The organism is Nocardia brasiliensis ATCC 700358 (assembly GCF_000250675.2).
GTDB classification, from domain to species: Bacteria; Actinomycetota; Actinomycetes; order Mycobacteriales; family Mycobacteriaceae; genus Nocardia; species Nocardia brasiliensis_B.
This window is the reverse complement of sequence record NC_018681.1, coordinates 2238667-2252959: the sequence shown is the minus strand read 5'-3', so window position 1 is coordinate 2252959 and position 14293 is coordinate 2238667. Positions and strand designations below refer to the sequence as shown.

18 protein-coding genes and 1 tRNA gene are annotated in these 14293 nt (G+C 65.4%); 6 read left to right on the top strand and 13 right to left on the bottom strand.

Features of this window, described 5'->3' with window-relative positions; genetic code table 11:
* Positions 1-3 precede the first annotated feature (3 nt).
* On the top strand, positions 4-564 hold the full coding sequence (locus tag O3I_RS10070) for a TetR/AcrR family transcriptional regulator (protein ID WP_014982801.1): 561 nt from the start codon (positions 4-6) through the stop codon (positions 562-564).
* A 10-nt stretch (positions 565-574) separates the two neighbouring features.
* On the opposite strand, the gene O3I_RS10065 is transcribed toward O3I_RS10070, so the two are convergent.
* The 3 genes from O3I_RS10065 to O3I_RS44775 all read right to left on the bottom strand — a co-directional run bounded on the left by O3I_RS10065 (position 575) and on the right by O3I_RS44775 (position 3154).
* Positions 575-1225 (bottom strand): HAD family hydrolase, encoded by a 651-nt coding sequence (locus O3I_RS10065; protein WP_014982800.1) that lies wholly within the window; start codon positions 1223-1225, stop codon positions 575-577.
* Between the two features lie 58 nt (positions 1226-1283).
* Positions 1284-2168: a helix-turn-helix domain-containing protein gene (locus tag O3I_RS10060; protein WP_014982799.1), complete on the bottom strand. Its 885-nt coding sequence runs from the start codon at positions 2166-2168 to the stop codon at positions 1284-1286.
* A 659-nt stretch (positions 2169-2827) separates the two neighbouring features.
* Positions 2828-3154 (bottom strand): STAS domain-containing protein, encoded by a 327-nt coding sequence (locus O3I_RS44775; RefSeq protein WP_081594287.1) that lies wholly within the window; start codon positions 3152-3154, stop codon positions 2828-2830.
* A gap of 119 nt (positions 3155-3273) precedes the next feature.
* Between O3I_RS44775 and O3I_RS10055 the strand changes: the two genes are divergently transcribed.
* Positions 3274-4161 (top strand): oxidoreductase, encoded by an 888-nt coding sequence (locus tag O3I_RS10055; RefSeq protein WP_014982798.1) that lies wholly within the window; start codon positions 3274-3276, stop codon positions 4159-4161.
* 59 nt (positions 4162-4220) lie between these two features.
* Positions 4221-4823: a TetR/AcrR family transcriptional regulator gene (locus O3I_RS10050; protein ID WP_014982797.1), complete on the top strand. Its 603-nt coding sequence runs from the start codon at positions 4221-4223 to the stop codon at positions 4821-4823.
* A gap of 30 nt (positions 4824-4853) precedes the next feature.
* On the opposite strand, the gene O3I_RS10045 is transcribed toward O3I_RS10050, so the two are convergent.
* The 8 genes from O3I_RS10045 to O3I_RS10010 all read right to left on the bottom strand — a co-directional run bounded on the left by O3I_RS10045 (position 4854) and on the right by O3I_RS10010 (position 11369).
* Entirely contained in the window at positions 4854-6260 is a 1407-nt protein-coding gene (locus O3I_RS10045; protein ID WP_051066547.1) for a lipase family protein, read from the bottom strand.
* 197 nt (positions 6261-6457) lie between these two features.
* Positions 6458-6895, bottom strand: a complete 438-nt coding sequence (locus tag O3I_RS42535; protein WP_141691959.1) for a DUF6640 family protein — start codon at positions 6893-6895, stop codon at positions 6458-6460.
* Between the two features lie 569 nt (positions 6896-7464).
* On the bottom strand, positions 7465-7890 hold the full coding sequence (locus O3I_RS10035; RefSeq protein WP_014982794.1) for a YbaB/EbfC family nucleoid-associated protein: 426 nt from the start codon (positions 7888-7890) through the stop codon (positions 7465-7467).
* A 3-nt stretch (positions 7891-7893) separates the two neighbouring features.
* Entirely contained in the window at positions 7894-8157 is a 264-nt protein-coding gene (locus tag O3I_RS10030) for a hypothetical protein (protein WP_014982793.1), read from the bottom strand.
* Entirely contained in the window at positions 8154-9542 is a 1389-nt protein-coding gene (locus O3I_RS10025; RefSeq protein WP_014982792.1) for a hypothetical protein, read from the bottom strand. Before O3I_RS10025 ends, O3I_RS10030 begins: the two co-directional genes overlap by 4 nt.
* Positions 9539-9832 (bottom strand): WXG100 family type VII secretion target, encoded by a 294-nt coding sequence (locus tag O3I_RS10020; RefSeq protein WP_014982791.1) that lies wholly within the window; start codon positions 9830-9832, stop codon positions 9539-9541. The genes O3I_RS10025 and O3I_RS10020 overlap by 4 nt, the downstream gene beginning before the upstream one ends.
* Positions 9833-9836: 4 nt before the next feature.
* Complete coding sequence (locus tag O3I_RS10015; RefSeq protein ID WP_014982790.1) at positions 9837-10148, bottom strand: WXG100 family type VII secretion target; 312 nt, start codon at positions 10146-10148, stop codon at positions 9837-9839.
* Positions 10149-10364: 216 nt separating this feature from the next.
* Positions 10365-11369 (bottom strand): M28 family peptidase, encoded by a 1005-nt coding sequence (locus tag O3I_RS10010; protein WP_014982789.1) that lies wholly within the window; start codon positions 11367-11369, stop codon positions 10365-10367.
* A 772-nt stretch (positions 11370-12141) separates the two neighbouring features.
* On the opposite strand from O3I_RS10010, the gene O3I_RS46770 reads away from it, so the two are divergent.
* Positions 12142-12273 carry a hypothetical protein gene (locus tag O3I_RS46770; RefSeq protein ID WP_272944290.1) on the top strand — a complete coding sequence of 44 codons (132 nt, stop codon included), beginning with the start codon at positions 12142-12144 and terminating at the stop codon, positions 12271-12273.
* Positions 12274-12352: 79 nt separating this feature from the next.
* Here the strand turns inward: O3I_RS46770 and O3I_RS10000 are convergent.
* Both O3I_RS10000 and O3I_RS45465 read right to left on the bottom strand, forming a co-directional pair.
* Positions 12353-12425 (bottom strand) — tRNA-Asn (locus O3I_RS10000).
* Positions 12426-12501: 76 nt separating this feature from the next.
* Positions 12502-13416 (bottom strand): endonuclease/exonuclease/phosphatase family protein, encoded by a 915-nt coding sequence (locus O3I_RS45465; RefSeq protein ID WP_167829123.1) that lies wholly within the window; start codon positions 13414-13416, stop codon positions 12502-12504.
* 181 nt (positions 13417-13597) lie between these two features.
* Between O3I_RS45465 and O3I_RS45460 the strand changes: the two genes are divergently transcribed.
* Complete coding sequence (locus O3I_RS45460; RefSeq protein WP_156055026.1) at positions 13598-13741, top strand: hypothetical protein; 144 nt, start codon at positions 13598-13600, stop codon at positions 13739-13741.
* A gap of 291 nt (positions 13742-14032) precedes the next feature.
* The gene (locus O3I_RS09990; protein ID WP_014982787.1) at positions 14033-14278 is read left to right on the top strand and encodes a hypothetical protein; all 246 of its coding nucleotides are present in this window, start codon (positions 14033-14035) and stop codon (positions 14276-14278) included.
* Positions 14279-14293: the final 15 nt, after the last annotated feature.

Genomic DNA, 14293 nt, shown 5'->3' with positions numbered 1-14293 from the left:
GCAGTGAGCCGCAGATCGATAGTTCGACCCGGCGGGCGCAGCGCCAGGGTCCAGCAGTCGGTCCACACCGCCGTCCGTGAACTCGAGGCCGAGGTGGGCCGGGCCGCCCTCACCGTGCCGCGGATCGCCGCCCGCGCCGGCGTCACCCCCTCCACCATCTACCGCCGCTGGGGCGACCTGCAGGAACTCCTCTCCGACGTCGCCGTCGAACGCCTCCGCCCCGACAGCCCACCCGAAGACCACGGCGACCTCCGAGCCGACCTGCGCGCCTGGACCGAACAATTCATCGAAGAAATGGACTCCCCACCCGGCCGCGCCTACCTCCGTGACGCCCTCCTCGCCGACCCCGAAGGCGCCAACGCCGGCCAATGCTCCCAGTTCGCCGCCGACCAAATCGCCACCATCCTCGACCGAGCCACCCGCCGCGGCGAATGCCCACCCGCCCTGGAACCCGTCCTCGACCAACTGGTCGCCCCCATCATGTACCGAATCCTTTTGCGCCCCAGCGCTATCGATGCGGAATACGCGCGGGGGCTAGTGAGCAGGGTTGTCGATCAGTGCTGAGCGGCCCGGTCTAAACGTTCTCGGCAGCAACGATTCCGGGCAGCTCGGTAAGGTCGCGGATCCGCCAATCCGACAGCCTCGCAACCTCTGGCTTGTCTCGATGGATCCATCCCCACGGGCCACGCTGGATATAGGCGGCGCGCATGCCCGCCGCCTTCGCGGGCGCGACGTCGTTATCGATCCGGTCTCCGACGTAGACGATCTCCTCGCCAGTACACGGCGCGACCTCGACCACTTTGGCGAAGAACTCCGGCGAGGGCTTCGCCACACCCCAATCATCCGAAGTCGCAATGAAATCGGCAGGCAGGTCAAGGCTGCGCAGGATGCGCCCTGATCGAACGGTCTGGTTCCCGACAACCCCGACCCACACACCCAATTCGCGCAGTTTCGACAAGGCCGGCCGGACGTCTGGATATAGGTCCTCCTCGCCGTAGGTCTCCGGTCTACCGGCCTGAGCACGCGCTTCGCGCTCGCGGGCAAGATCGAACCCCGGTTGGAAAACCTGGAACGCCGCACGGTAGTCGTGGCCCAGAGCGATCGTCGCGCCCAACACCGCCACGAACGTATGTCGCGGCACGCCAAGCCAATCCGCCCACGTCCGGTACTCGCGTGTCTCGTCGACGAGAGTTTCACCGACATCGAACACGACCGCCCCGATCATGGGATCACGGTACCTGGGGCGATTTCGGAGATGAGGGCAACGACCCGTCAGCGTGGACTTACAGCGCCGCAGCGGCGTCCATCATCAACTCGCGTGAACGGTCCGGAGTCTCCGCCTGAACCGAGAGGCGGTCCATGACCCCGCGGTAGAGCCGAACATCCTCCTTACGATCCAGATACAGCGCGGTGGTCAGCTGCTCCAAGTAGATGATGTCCGGCAAATCCAGTTCGGCGAAGCGCAGCATGGTGAACGAACTGCCCGCGGCCGCGCTGCCACCGGAACGGTAGGACAGCACCTGGATCGTCACGTTGGGCTTGGCCGACATAGTGACGAGATGCTCGATCTGTTCCCGCTGGACCGCCGCACCGCCGACCGGCCGGTGCAGCACCGCCTCGTCGAGCACCGCCCACAAGAGCGGACCGCCAGGGGCATCCAGGATCCGTTGCCGGTCACTGCGCAACGCCACGCGCCGCGCGGCCTCGTCGGTCTTCTCCCCCATCCCGACAACGGCGGCAGCGTAGTTCTCGGTCTGCAACAGACCCGGAACCAGTTGGCCCTCATAGGTTCTGATCACTCGTGCCGCGCCCTCGAGACCGACGTAGGTCTCGAACCATTGCGGCAACAGGTCGTTGTACCGATGCCACCAACCCGGCTCGTTCGCCTTGCGCGCCAGATCGACGAACATCTCCCGCTGTTCGGAATCCGGCACTCCGTACAGGTCCAGCAGATCCACGATGTCACGTTCTTTGAACCCAGTGCGGCCGAGCTCGAGCCGGCTGATCTTGGCGTACGAACCGCGAATGTGGTCACCCGCCTCTTGCGGTGTGATGCCACGATATTCACGCAGTTTGCGGAGTTGACCACCGACCGCGATCCGCAGCGCCGTCGGGCCTCGCTCTGCGACGCCAGGATCGACAACGATCTGGGCAGGTTCTGCGGTCACGAGTTCTCCGATGTTGGAAGTCCACCAGCAGCAGCGCCGCCGCACCCGCACCCTCACACGAGTCACACTGCGCCAGCGCAAATGATATCGCTTGGGTAACACAACATCCAACGACCCGGCGGAAACCGGCGGAAGTTGGCCTACCCACGGGGCGTTTCATCGGTCATACGCTCGTGCGCCGGGGCAGTGACGATGCGTGCGTCCTTTGACGCGACCAGGCGGACCGCACGGGGCGCGAGGCAACCGTGTGAGCTGCCCCTCGCCGACCGGTCCGCCACGACGGCGGCGGCCCCAGATCGAAGTCGACCTTCAGCGAATGGTTTCGCGTATCTCGGCGTAGGCGGTGGCAAAGTACCGCAGAACATCCGCAGCGGTGACGTGCGGGCGCCAGGAGCTGGTACGCAGGTACCCCCTTGCGTATAGAGCGTGATCAAGCGAGGTGAGGGAAACGGGACTTCCGGGTGCCGTGCGTACCGAATCTGACCATCCGCGCACCGAGGGCTCTCCGAGACCGGTTGTGCAATAAAAGATCTCATCGCTGAAGAGGTCGGCGACGGCACACTCCGGACCCAGACGAGCTATCACATGCAACTCGAGAGTCCTACGTATCGTCGTTGTCCGGGCTTCTGCAGGAATCCCGGACAGACGGAACGCGCCCGTCACGTCGCACGCGCAGAGGTGAGATCGGCACAAAGTACAACAGCCCGGTCCAAACCACCCGCCCGAAGCGCACGCCGGATATAGGGGGAAGGCACGATGCGAACCGGCCGAGGCGCCGCATTCCGGGTGGTGAGCACCAGTGCCGCGAGGCCGACGGCACCGCAGTGGTCCACGCGCGAAAGATCGACAATGACCAGCGGCCTTGGCATTTCGACAGCCCGGCGCAGGGCGGTCACCAGGCTCAGTGCGGAAGTCAGGCCGACGTCGCCTCCTCCGGTCACCACTACTGCATCGGTGTAGCAGTCGAGACTGATTTCAAAAGGCATACCTTCAATGTAGACACTGCCCACCATTGTGGTCAACGCCCACATCGTCGCGACCACCTCCGCGGCGCGTAGCCAATGTGGACATTGACCATTATGTGGTCGTTGACTACATTGGAGACATGGCTGACCACAAGTGGACATCAACCGATCTCCCCTCGTTCGCGGGCCGCCGTGTCGTCGTGACCGGCGCGAACAGTGGACTCGGGCTGATCGTGACCCGAGAACTCGCCAGAGTGGGCGCCCACGTGGTGCTCGCGGTCCGCGATGTCGCGCGCGGCAACGAGGCGGCACGACGGATCGCGGGGTCGACCGAAGTGCGCGCGCTCGACCTGGCCGACCTGGCCTCGGTCCGGCGCTTCGCCAAGGAATGGACCGGTGACCTCGACGTTCTGGTGAACAACGCCGGCATCATGCTCGTGCCGGAGGGGCGCACCCACGACGGCTTCGAAAATCAGATCGGCACCAATCATCTGGGGCACTTCGCCTTGACGAACCTGCTGTTACCGCATTTGACCGACCGCGTGATCACCGTGTCCTCGCAAGCACACCGCCGCGGCACGGTCGATCTGACCGACCTCAACTGGGAGACCCGGAAATACAGCGCATCCGGCGCGTACGCCCAGTCCAAACTCGCGAACCTGCTGTTCACCCTCGAACTGCAGCGACGACTGATCGCGGCCGGTTCCCGCCGCGCTTACAGCGCGCACCCTGGAATTGCGGCGACGAATCTGCAGCGACATTCAGGCAGCCTGCTCACCGGCGCTCTGATGCATCTGGGCAATCGGCTCCTGGCTCAGCCCGCGCACACCGGAGCGCTCCCCATCCTTTACGCCATCAGCCAAGACCTGGCGCCCGGCAGTTACGTCGGACGCGACGGGCTGTTCGAGTACCGTGGCTCCCCGACTCTCGTCGGGCGCTCGGCTGAGGCTCGCGATGCCGAGAAGGCGCTCGAACTATGGAAGTTGTCCGAGCAGCTGACTCACGTGAAATGCCCTCTTCCGCACTGAAATTCCGATGGTCTCGCGCACCAAGGGCAATGCCCACATTCTGTTAGGCTCTGAGCACTATGTGCGCCGACCGTCCCTATCACCACGGCGACCTGCGGAATCGGCTGCTCGAACGCGCCGAACTGGCGTTGCGCGAACATGGCGTCGAGCAGCTTTCGCTACGTCAACTCGCGCGCGACGCGGGTGTCACACACAACGCTCCCAGCCGCCATTTCGCGGACAAGCAAGCACTCCTCGACGCGCTGGCCGTCACCGGATTTCAGCGACTCGGCGCCGCGTTGGACGCCGTCGCCGGCGAAGCCGAGCCGCTACCGTTCGAGGGGCGCTTCCGCGTGCTGGCACGTGCCTACCTCGACTTCGCCTTGGAGAATCCAGCACTGCTCAGTCTGATGTTCGCGCGAAAACACAGCCCGACGGGTGGCACCGAAATGGGCGCGGCCGTGATGACTGCGTTCACGCTGCCGGTGACCCTCACCGCCGACGCACAGTCCCGCGGCGAGATCATCGATGGCGATCCACTGCGCATAGGCTGGACCGTCGCGATCGCTTTGCAGGGGCTGGCCAGCTTTGTCACGGCCGGGCTGGTCGGTGACGACGGCGTCGATGCCCTACTGAACGAAACCGTGACGAACCTGATCCACGGCCTGCATCCCCGCCCGTAGTGGCGGTTTCGGAGTCCGTGGATTTGCCCGTCAGACGGGCAGGCCGAGGGCGGCGGCCAGGGTCTGACCGAGAGCATCGACCGCAGTGGTAATCGCTCCGGGGTCGGCGAGTTGAGTGGGAACGTCGCGGTTGTGACAGCCTTCCGAAGGCGCTGCCCCGTTGAGGCGGTCGTCGAGCCACAGCAGGGCGGCGGGTGCGCCGGAGAGTGCCGCGACGGCGTGCTCGCTCAACACGTTTCGGGTGTAGGACACGCGGGCGCCGGTTGCACAGTACGCGTCGTACAGCCGGTTCACCGAGTTCACGGGAATGATTTGATCCAGCGGTGATTCATAGATGTAGACCGGCGCGGTGGGTGTGCGCTTACCGAGTGCGAGATCCTCGAGCACGGGTTGCAACTCCGGTGCGTCCAGCGGATCGCCGGGATAGTCGAACAGTCCCTTTATGTTCACAAAGGGAAATGCCGCGACTTGCACACCGAAGCATTGGTTTTCGTGCACCATCCGCAAGCCCTTCCCCAGCGGATTCATATACCTGTCGATGAATTGATCGAGCACTGGATACTCGCGGGCCACACCGAACAGTCCACCGAGCACGGCGCCGCCGAGCACCGACGTGCCATTGTTGTAGTCGACACCATCGCGGATATCCGTCATCAGGCCACCTGTCGCGGAACCGACCAGGTTCAACTCCGGGGCATAGTCAGGTTGCAGTTCCGCGGCGTGCCCCGTGGGGATGGCACCGCCGGAGTAACCCCACATCGCAACCCTCGTGTCAGTACCGGGTAACCGGGCGGGATCGAATTGCTCGGCCGCACGTATCCCGTCCAGGGTTATGCGGCCGCCGAGCGGACCGGCAGCGTAAGCGCCTTCGACACCTTGATGATCAGGTATGACGACAGCGTGCCCGAGTTGCAGCATGGCCTGCACCTCGACGAACTCGATCTGGTGAATTCCATTGAGCGGATTGGGCAGGGCTCCCATCTGCAGGGCGTAAGACGGTGCGCAGTTGATCGACAGCGAATCTTCGGCGATCTGAAACGACAGCAGGCTCCGCTGCCCACTCGCAGGTAGTCGACGCGGAACGACCACGGTCGCGACAGCCGGAATCGCTTCCCCGCGCGTGTTGGTGCTACGAAAGGACAGCTGCCAGGCGTCCGCATTGAGCGGCAGCAGCCAGGCATTCGCCAAATGGACTTGCCGCGCCGCCAGAATTTCACCCGGCCGCGCGGCGACGACTTTCGCCGGATCCGGCTGGTAGAACGCGGAATCCAGATAGGGCGGCGCAGGTGGCAGGGGGAACGGCAGCGGCGGAGCAACGGAAACAGGGCTCGCTTCCGCATCAGGTGCCACACCCGGGCACACGGCGACGACAAGGGCAGCGGCGAGTGCTGCGGTGGTGCGCGCAAAGTACGAATGGAAGCCATTTACGGCAGCCATGGCAACTCCTTGACTGATTTAGGGCATAGCCCATTGAGAGCACCGCAAATCATGCGAGACGAGATCGACTACGCGACATGTGGACATTGCCTACTTTAGTGGCCAGTGTCCACATTGACAAGAGGTGCGCAGCTCGCGAAGGTGTAGCCGTTCGAGCACTGAGGCAAGGCCCCGCTCACGGGCCGCAAAGCTCCCCGCTACACGCCGCGCGGGCGCACCCCGACGCGGCGGCGTTCGAGCCAATAGCCGGTTGCGACCATGACGAGCGCCGAGGGAACAAGGGCGCGCAGATCGATCGGCGCACCGAAGAGGTGCGGTACGTCATCGGCGAATTCGGCGTCGCGGTGAGACGCACCCGGAAACAGGAAGGCAGCACCCGCACCAACCCACCACACACCAGCAAAAAGAGCGCCGACCAGAAGTCGTTCGCGGTTGTAACCAGGCCACCACAGATAAATCAACGCCAGTACACCCAGCGCGGTGGCCAAGGTTATGGTGATTCCGTCGTGAAATTTGGCATGCGCAGTGAAATCGGGATTGAAAATGTGCGTGCCGTTGTAGTCGTCGATCCACTGCAATGCCGCGTTTCCGATGGCGACAAATGACAGAATCCATCGTCCGATACCAAGGCGCATGATTATCCCCTTCGCATCCGGCACTAGTCCCGAAAGGCTTTGAAAGACCAGCCGATCATTCCTCGCACCACCATCGGTCCCGGGCCAGCCACCACCATAGTGGTCAATGACCACATAGGCAAGGACCCTCGAGCGCGTGGATCAGGCACCTTCGAACGACCAGATCCTCGCTGATGGCAGCACCGAGGAGCCACCAGCGGTCGCACCGGTGGCGAGTAGATCGCCCCACTCGGCATCCAGTCGGGTTGCGAGCCAATCCTGCGTGAACTGCGAGACAAATGTGCGGGTTCAGAAACGTCGAGACGCGAAATCGTTCCTCGCTGGCCTGTTTTCAGCCATTCACCAGCCAATCTCTCAGCTTCTCCAAGCGATCCGGAGCGTGGTGCTTGTCCTGCCTGTGTCGGCTCACTCAGGTCGAGCGGGGCCATGATTGTCGGCAGCACGTGAAAGATGATCGGCGCGCCGTTGACAGTCCGAGGTTCGAGGGGCCCACCGCGAAGAGCCGCTATTAATCGGTGGAGTTCGAACTCTCGATTTCCGATTAGCCTGCTGGCGGAATCTTGTCGCGGTCAGCACGTATTGGACCAGCCGTCTCGGTTCATCCGCTCGAAGTACTCGTCGTCGGCGCGCTGAATTTCTTCCTCAGTCAGCTGAGCTCGGGCCGCTGGGGGAGGTTCGCGGTGCTGTGGGAGTTGTCTGCCGAGGCGTGGATCAGCCTTGGCAAGGATGCGTTCAACTCTGGCTTTGGCCTCGGCTCGGGCTTTGCGATGGCAGTCAATCAGGACCGTACTGAGTTGATTTCTGCTCCAATGCATCGCGGCCGGAGCGATCTGCATCGTGGTGATGTCACCATCAGCGTTGACCTCGACAAGGACACCATGTCCTTCGCTGCGCCCTCGCACCGCGGCAATTGCGTTAGCGAGTTGTGCACTGCTGCGGCGGATCCCGGCGAGCTCGTGCTCGAGCTGCCGCTCCCACGCTTCGATGTCGGCCATTCGTCATCCCTGACGATCGATAACGGTTCCGGCGGTCACGATCGGCCGCAGCCCTGCATCCAGCAGGATGGTCGTTTTTCCTGGCCGCGTGTGTATTTCGATCGATTTGATGGTCGTGCTCGTTGCTTGGTCGCCGTGGCGGATCGACACCTCGTCGCCGACGCTAACCGGCTCGCCCGAGAGGGTGCCGGTGACGAAGATCCAATCGGGTCGACTCGGGAGGTAGTCGACCCGCTCCACGATCAGCTGCGAGTTTCCGTCGGTCATTGCGTGTTCCTCCGCCAAATGTCGACGAAGCCATCCTCGGCTGCGTACGCTTCATCCTCCAGTGCCCGTGTCATCGAATTGACCTTGCCCTCCGCGTACTGGCGGACATGCACATTCTCGTGCGCCAGCGTACGCACCAACGTTTCCGCGTCTTGGAAGGCGGCCGGGCCGAGTTGGACGCCGAGAGCATCGGTTCTTGCGATGGCACCTTGGAAGTCCAGGTAGGAGATCGTGTCGGCGTCGTCGAGGATCTCGATCTTGGCACCGCGGAGATCGATGCCGGCCAGCTGGGCGTAGTGCTCGATCGTGTCCATGTCCCGGGTCAGGCCGATGTTGCCTTCCAGGACTTCCCGGTTGGTCAGCGCGCCACCACGGGAGTACAAGGCGGTGGGTCCGCTACGGCCGAGGAATTTAGTGCGGGCCGCTTCGACCCAAATGCGGATCTTCTCGACCAGCGGCTTCAACCGTTGCACGAGCGGCCGCACGACGTCGGCCACAATCTTCGCTGCCTTAGCGGCGAGCTCGGCAATGATCGTCGCGATGCGTCGCGCTTTGGTGGTGATGCGCGCGACCAAAGCCACGTTGCCGACCCACTCGGACAGGGTGGCGGTGACCGGTGCCAGGATCGCGAAAGCCGCTTCGGCGGCGACAGTTTCGATGGCGATGTCTTTGAGTTCGTCGAGGATCTTGCTGTGCGCCTCGTCGAGGTGGTGGGCATATTCGCCGCACGCGTCGCCGAGCCCCTGGCAGACGTCGGCGAGCGCGTTCAGGTCCGTCTGACGGGTGTTGCACGTTTGGATCCCGATCTCGATCTCGGGTGACTGCTGGTTGGCGAGCAGACCGACTGCACTCGGTACAGCACCGGCCACAGTGCGGAAGTCCGAGGAAGCGGTATGCCACGCTGCTTTGGCGCCGTTGAGCTGATCCTGATGGCCGTTGGGCCAAGCCCACCCGACGAGATCTTTGATAAACGACCACCCGAACGGCTCCGGTATCCCGTCCCCGGCAGCAGAAGGCGCGGTCTCGGGCAGACACGGATCACTCCACAGTGACGGTGTCGGTGGCGCGGGCAGCTCCCGCAGGTTGGCTGCCGCTTCAGCGACCTGATGGTTGTAGGCACTGACCACGATCAGATCCCGGGTCTGGCCACACGCGGTCGCCAGTTTCGACGACATCGAGATCGCCAGCTGCGCGGCCTCGTCATAGCCCGCCGCCCACTCGGTGCCGACGCTGTCGCTGCCCGCCATCCCTTTGTATGCGGTCAGCACCGCGACCAACGCGCAATGAGTGGTCACCGTATCGGTCGACATCTGACCGAAGACCTCGCCAGCCGAGGTGTACTCCTCGGCGCGGTGCACGATCAACGGCACGGTCGGCGTCGTCACTGCGGCCACATCTCTACGTTGGTTTGCACGGCGTGGCCGTAGCTCGTATGCGCGCGCCGGGCGACCTCGCACAGTTCGTCGAGGTTCTCGCGCATCTCCGCCGCGCCCGCCATCCATCGGCCGTGCGCGGCACGCTGCGCTTGGGCGGCAGAACTATCCCACGACAGATGTAGCTCGGCGACCTTGACGTCGACTTCGCGCAGCAAACCCTCGACCTCGGCACCGAAGGCAGCCATGGCCGCGACCGCTTCGTCGAGCTGGCTCAGATTGACTCGATAGTCGTCACCCACCGGCCTACACCTGGCCACCGGCTTGGTCGATCGCGTCCCGGAAAGCAGTGTCGCGCCGCTCGTACTCATTCGCCGCCGTCAACAGGTTCGCCGCTGAATCCTCGAGAGCAGCAACGATCTGCTCGGCGCCCTGCTTCCACTCGACCCACGACTCGTCATAGGCAGACGCGGCCTTGCCCTGCCACCCGTCGACGAGCAACTCCCGCCCGACTGTGCCATCGAGCTTGCCGACACCATCCTTGATGCGGCGAGCCTTCTCCGAGACAAACCGCGCCGCCTCGCGGAGCTGATCCGCCTCCACCCTCAGCTCGCCCACCTCGCCTCCCCTTCCGGCAACTGCCTACCCGAGCCCTTTGCACTATAAGCCTGCACAGCTCCGACTGGGTCTTGCCCCAGGCGCCACACCTCGCGTCGCGCACGACGGACGATCACGGGCTGCGGTGCGAGGTGGAGTGGGCCAGGACCCTCGACGGTGCGCTGCGCGGTGTACCGCCCATCCAACCGCTACAACCCGGCCCGGTCTGGCCCGTGCTCAGCCCGGGAACGCGTCGCCCGCCGCCGCGAGGAGTGCCGTGGCCGTCGCCACCGTCGCCAGCCGACCGTAGTCGAGCGTCTGCGGCACGTCGGAAGCCTGGTGGTAGTGCGCGTTGCGGAAGTTGGCCGTGCCGGTGAGCATCAGCGCCGGGATCCGGCGGTTCCAGTAGGCCGCGTGGTCGCTGCGGCCCAGGTGGCCGAGGGCCGGGACCGCGAGGCCGATCGCCGCGCCCAGCGGTCCGTCCGGGCGGGGGTCGCGCAGCAGGACGGCCGGGAGCGCGGGGTCGGCCCGCGCCGCCGCTGCGCGCCAGAGTTCGGCAGCGCGCTGCGAGGAGCGCCGGTGCACCACCAGCGTGAAGTCGCCGCGGTGCCCGGCCTCCCGTACCTGTGCGACCGCCGGGCCGAAGACCAGCCCCGCGCCCTTCGGCAACCGCTGGGTCTCCGGCGCGTCCGCGAAGTAACCGACGGACTCCAGGCAGACCATGCCCGCGACGGGCCGCGAGCGGGTCTGCGTACGGGCTGCCACGCGGGCGCCGATCAGGCCGACCTCCTCGTGGTCGAAGATCATCAGGGTCACCGCAGGCCGCTCGGGGCGGGCGGCGAGCAGCCGGGCCACCTCCAGAACGACCGCAACGCCCGAGGCGTTGTCATCGGCGCCCGGCGAGCCGTACACGGTGTCCAGATGGGCACCGATCACCACAGCCGGTCCGGGGGCGGCGCCCGGCAGTTCCGCGCGCAGGTTCGCACCGGTCAGTCGCGGGTGAACTCTGACCTTCAGGGGCAGGGCCCGGTTCCCGTGCCGGTCCGTGCAGCCGACCGCCCAGCGGGCGGTGAACGGCTCCCGGTGCACCTGCCAGCCGGCGGCGGTCAGTTCGCCCGTCACGTACTCCTCAGCCATGACCATCGCCTCCGGCGCGTGCCGGCGGCTGCGAGGCCCGGTGGCGAGCACCTCGACGTCGTGCCGCAGCCGGGCGGGGTCGGCGGGCCCAACGTCCTCAACCATTTCCGCAGTCTAGGCACGGCGACCGCCGCGCCCCGGGTCAGCCCGTACTGGGCCCTACACCCGGTGGCGGCCCAGACCTCCCCGGACATCTCGGTCGGCTCCAGCAAGTCCCAGCGCGCTGTCGACCGAGCCGGAACAGCCGACCGGGCGACTGAAGGCGAACGTCGCTAGCGGTAACGGCGCGCCGCACTCGGGCACGCGACGCACGCCCATCAGCAAGCGACGCGACGGCCCACCCGTAACCCCACGTGCCAACTACACCCAGACACTCCACCGACGTGCCAACTAAGACTGGACTGCGCCAACTACATCTGGACACGACACCCCCACCGCTACTCGGCGATCCCGCACCCTTTCCTAATCGACTGGGCGCGTTCACATGTCGTATCCGCGGCAGGTGACTTCGACGCAGCCGTGCACATCATGCTCGATGCGCTCGGCCCACCCCGAGGTACGCTCATGACGCAAGTTCGACGCCGAGGTTCGGAGTTCGTGCGTGACGCCGCTGCACGATGGGGCACGACCGCACGGCTACAAGATCCGTTCACGCCGACGCTCCCACCAAAGACTCCGCATCGAAACCTCATGTCACAGTTGCCCATCCGGGTCTTTGAAGACCAGTCCGATAGAGCTGCCGCCACGGCGCAGACCGCCAGTGCCACCAGCGATAAGGCCGAGGCGGAAATCACGGGAGCTGTCATGGTCGCACTCGAACGTCGTCCCTGTTCATACGAGTGGGACGTGATCTCCCGGATTCCGCTCGGAGGCTGACGTGCCCAGCCACGCGTACACCGGTTCGATACAGCTCGGCCACGCCAACGATTCGGTCACCAAACGCCACTACATCGACCAACCCACCGAGGCACCCGACTTCACCCCCGCGCTAGGCGGCCTCGCACGCTGAAAGCGTGTCGTTTCCGTGTCGTTCTGACCCCGAAAAGCAAAAAACCAGGGTCGAACGTTACCGTTCGCCCTGGTCACTGCTCCCCCATCTGGACTCGAACCAGAAACCTGCCGATTAACAGTCGGCTGCTCTGCCAATTGAGCTATAGGGGACTACCCTGGCTCGCCTTGCTGGGCGGGCCGAGGAGAAACTTTAGCGTATGGGCGGGCGGGGGCCCAAATCGCGTCGCTACCTGCTGTCTTGTGGGGATTGAGTGAGGGTGGCGGTGGTGGCTCGGTGGCCGCCGGCGGTGGGTGGGAGGACGGTGGCGGCGCGGGTGGTGAAGCCTCGGGTGAGGATGTGGTCGGGGCGGGTGAGGGGGAAGGGGGACGGCCAGGTGAAGCCGAAGCCGCTGCGGGCGTCGTGCAGGGTGTCGGTGAGGGTGCTCAGGTGGGGGTCGGTGGAGGCGGTGTTGAGGTCGCCGAGGATCAGGAGGCGGTCGGCGGGGTCTTGGTGGATGAGGTCGCTGAGGGTGCGCAGGGTGCGGTTGCGGGAGTCGGTGTCGCCGAAGCGGACGCTGCCGAGGTGGACGGCATAGACGGTGACATCGCCTGTGGGCGTGTGCATTCGGGTGCGGAGGGCGCGGGCCCAGCCTTGGCCGAGGTCGAGGCGCTGGATGTCGGTGAGCGGGTAGCGGCTCCACAGGCCGACGGTGCCCACGGTGGCGACGTAGGGGTGTGCGGGGTCCAAAGTTGTTGTGACCGCGGGCCGGTTGCGGTCGGTGAGTTCCTGGACCGCGACGACGGGTACGTCGGCCAGTGCGGGGGCCGGGCCGCCGGTGCCGAGATTCTGTGTGGCGACGCGGAATTCGCCGGTGTCGGTTTCGCTGCCGGGGCCGGCGACCAGTTGGGGTACGAAAAGCACGGCCCACGTCGCGATGGGCAGCACAACGGTCAGCAGGCCTACCCGGGATCCGGTTGCGAGCGCCACGGCCGCCACGAGGAGCGTGGGGGCCAGCAGCCACGGCAGGAAACTCTGCACCGGCTGGGCGATGAGTTCGGGTAGCCAGCGGCGGGCGACGAGCAGCGCGCCCAGTGTCAGCGAGGACGCGGCGAGCGCGATGTCCCGCGCGAGGTGGCCCTGCGAAGCGGTCTCATGCAGCATGCGGGCCACGGTGCCCGCGGGGGATGAGAGATTGATGAAATCCGCCGAATGCCACATCTACCGGTAACAAGCGGTAACAGTATGGCCACCATCGGGGGAGACTATGAAAACAGAGGGCTGAGCGTGGCGCTGAGCGGGAACTCCTCAGCGACCCGCTGAGCAACGGAACGAGGAGGCCGACATGAGCGAATTCGCCTGCGGCGATTGCTGGCGCCGAGAGAACCTCACCTTCGCGCAACGACTGGATCCGGCGCACATCCGCCGCAGCAGCCGTTACTACCTGTGCGACGAGCATCGGGCCAAGCGGGAAGAACTCGCCGCCTGACACTGGTTCGCCTCGAACCGGGTCATCGCCCGACGATGACCGATAGCGGATCCGCCGTGTGCCCGAATCCAGTCGCCGGTCGCAGTTCTGCCGAGGGCCAACGCCTGCGCGAAACATGGTGTGGGTCTTCCCCATTCGATGGCGAGGCGGTGCAGGAACGGTCTTGCCACGCTTCGGTTCACCGATCAAGTCAGCCGGGCTCCACACGGCCTCGCCTATCCGGATCGACAGGTCTGTCGGGCGTCGGGCAGGATAGAGCGGCGAACAGGCAACTGGGAGGAGCACATCGAGATGCTGCGGTTGATCATCGGCGTGGCAGCCGGGTATGTACTCGGCAGCAAGGCCGGGCGAGCTCGCTACGAGCAGATCAGCGCGGCGACCCGGGCGCTGACCGAGAGCCCGGTGACCCGCAAGCTCGTGCTGGTGGGCAGGCAGCGCCTGTCGGACAAGCTGAGCACCCGCCCGAAGCTGGAACCGATGGAGCCGCTGGACGAACGCACCACGGTACTCGTCCCGCAGGATCAGCTGCGCCGCTGAACGCGCGCCACCGGT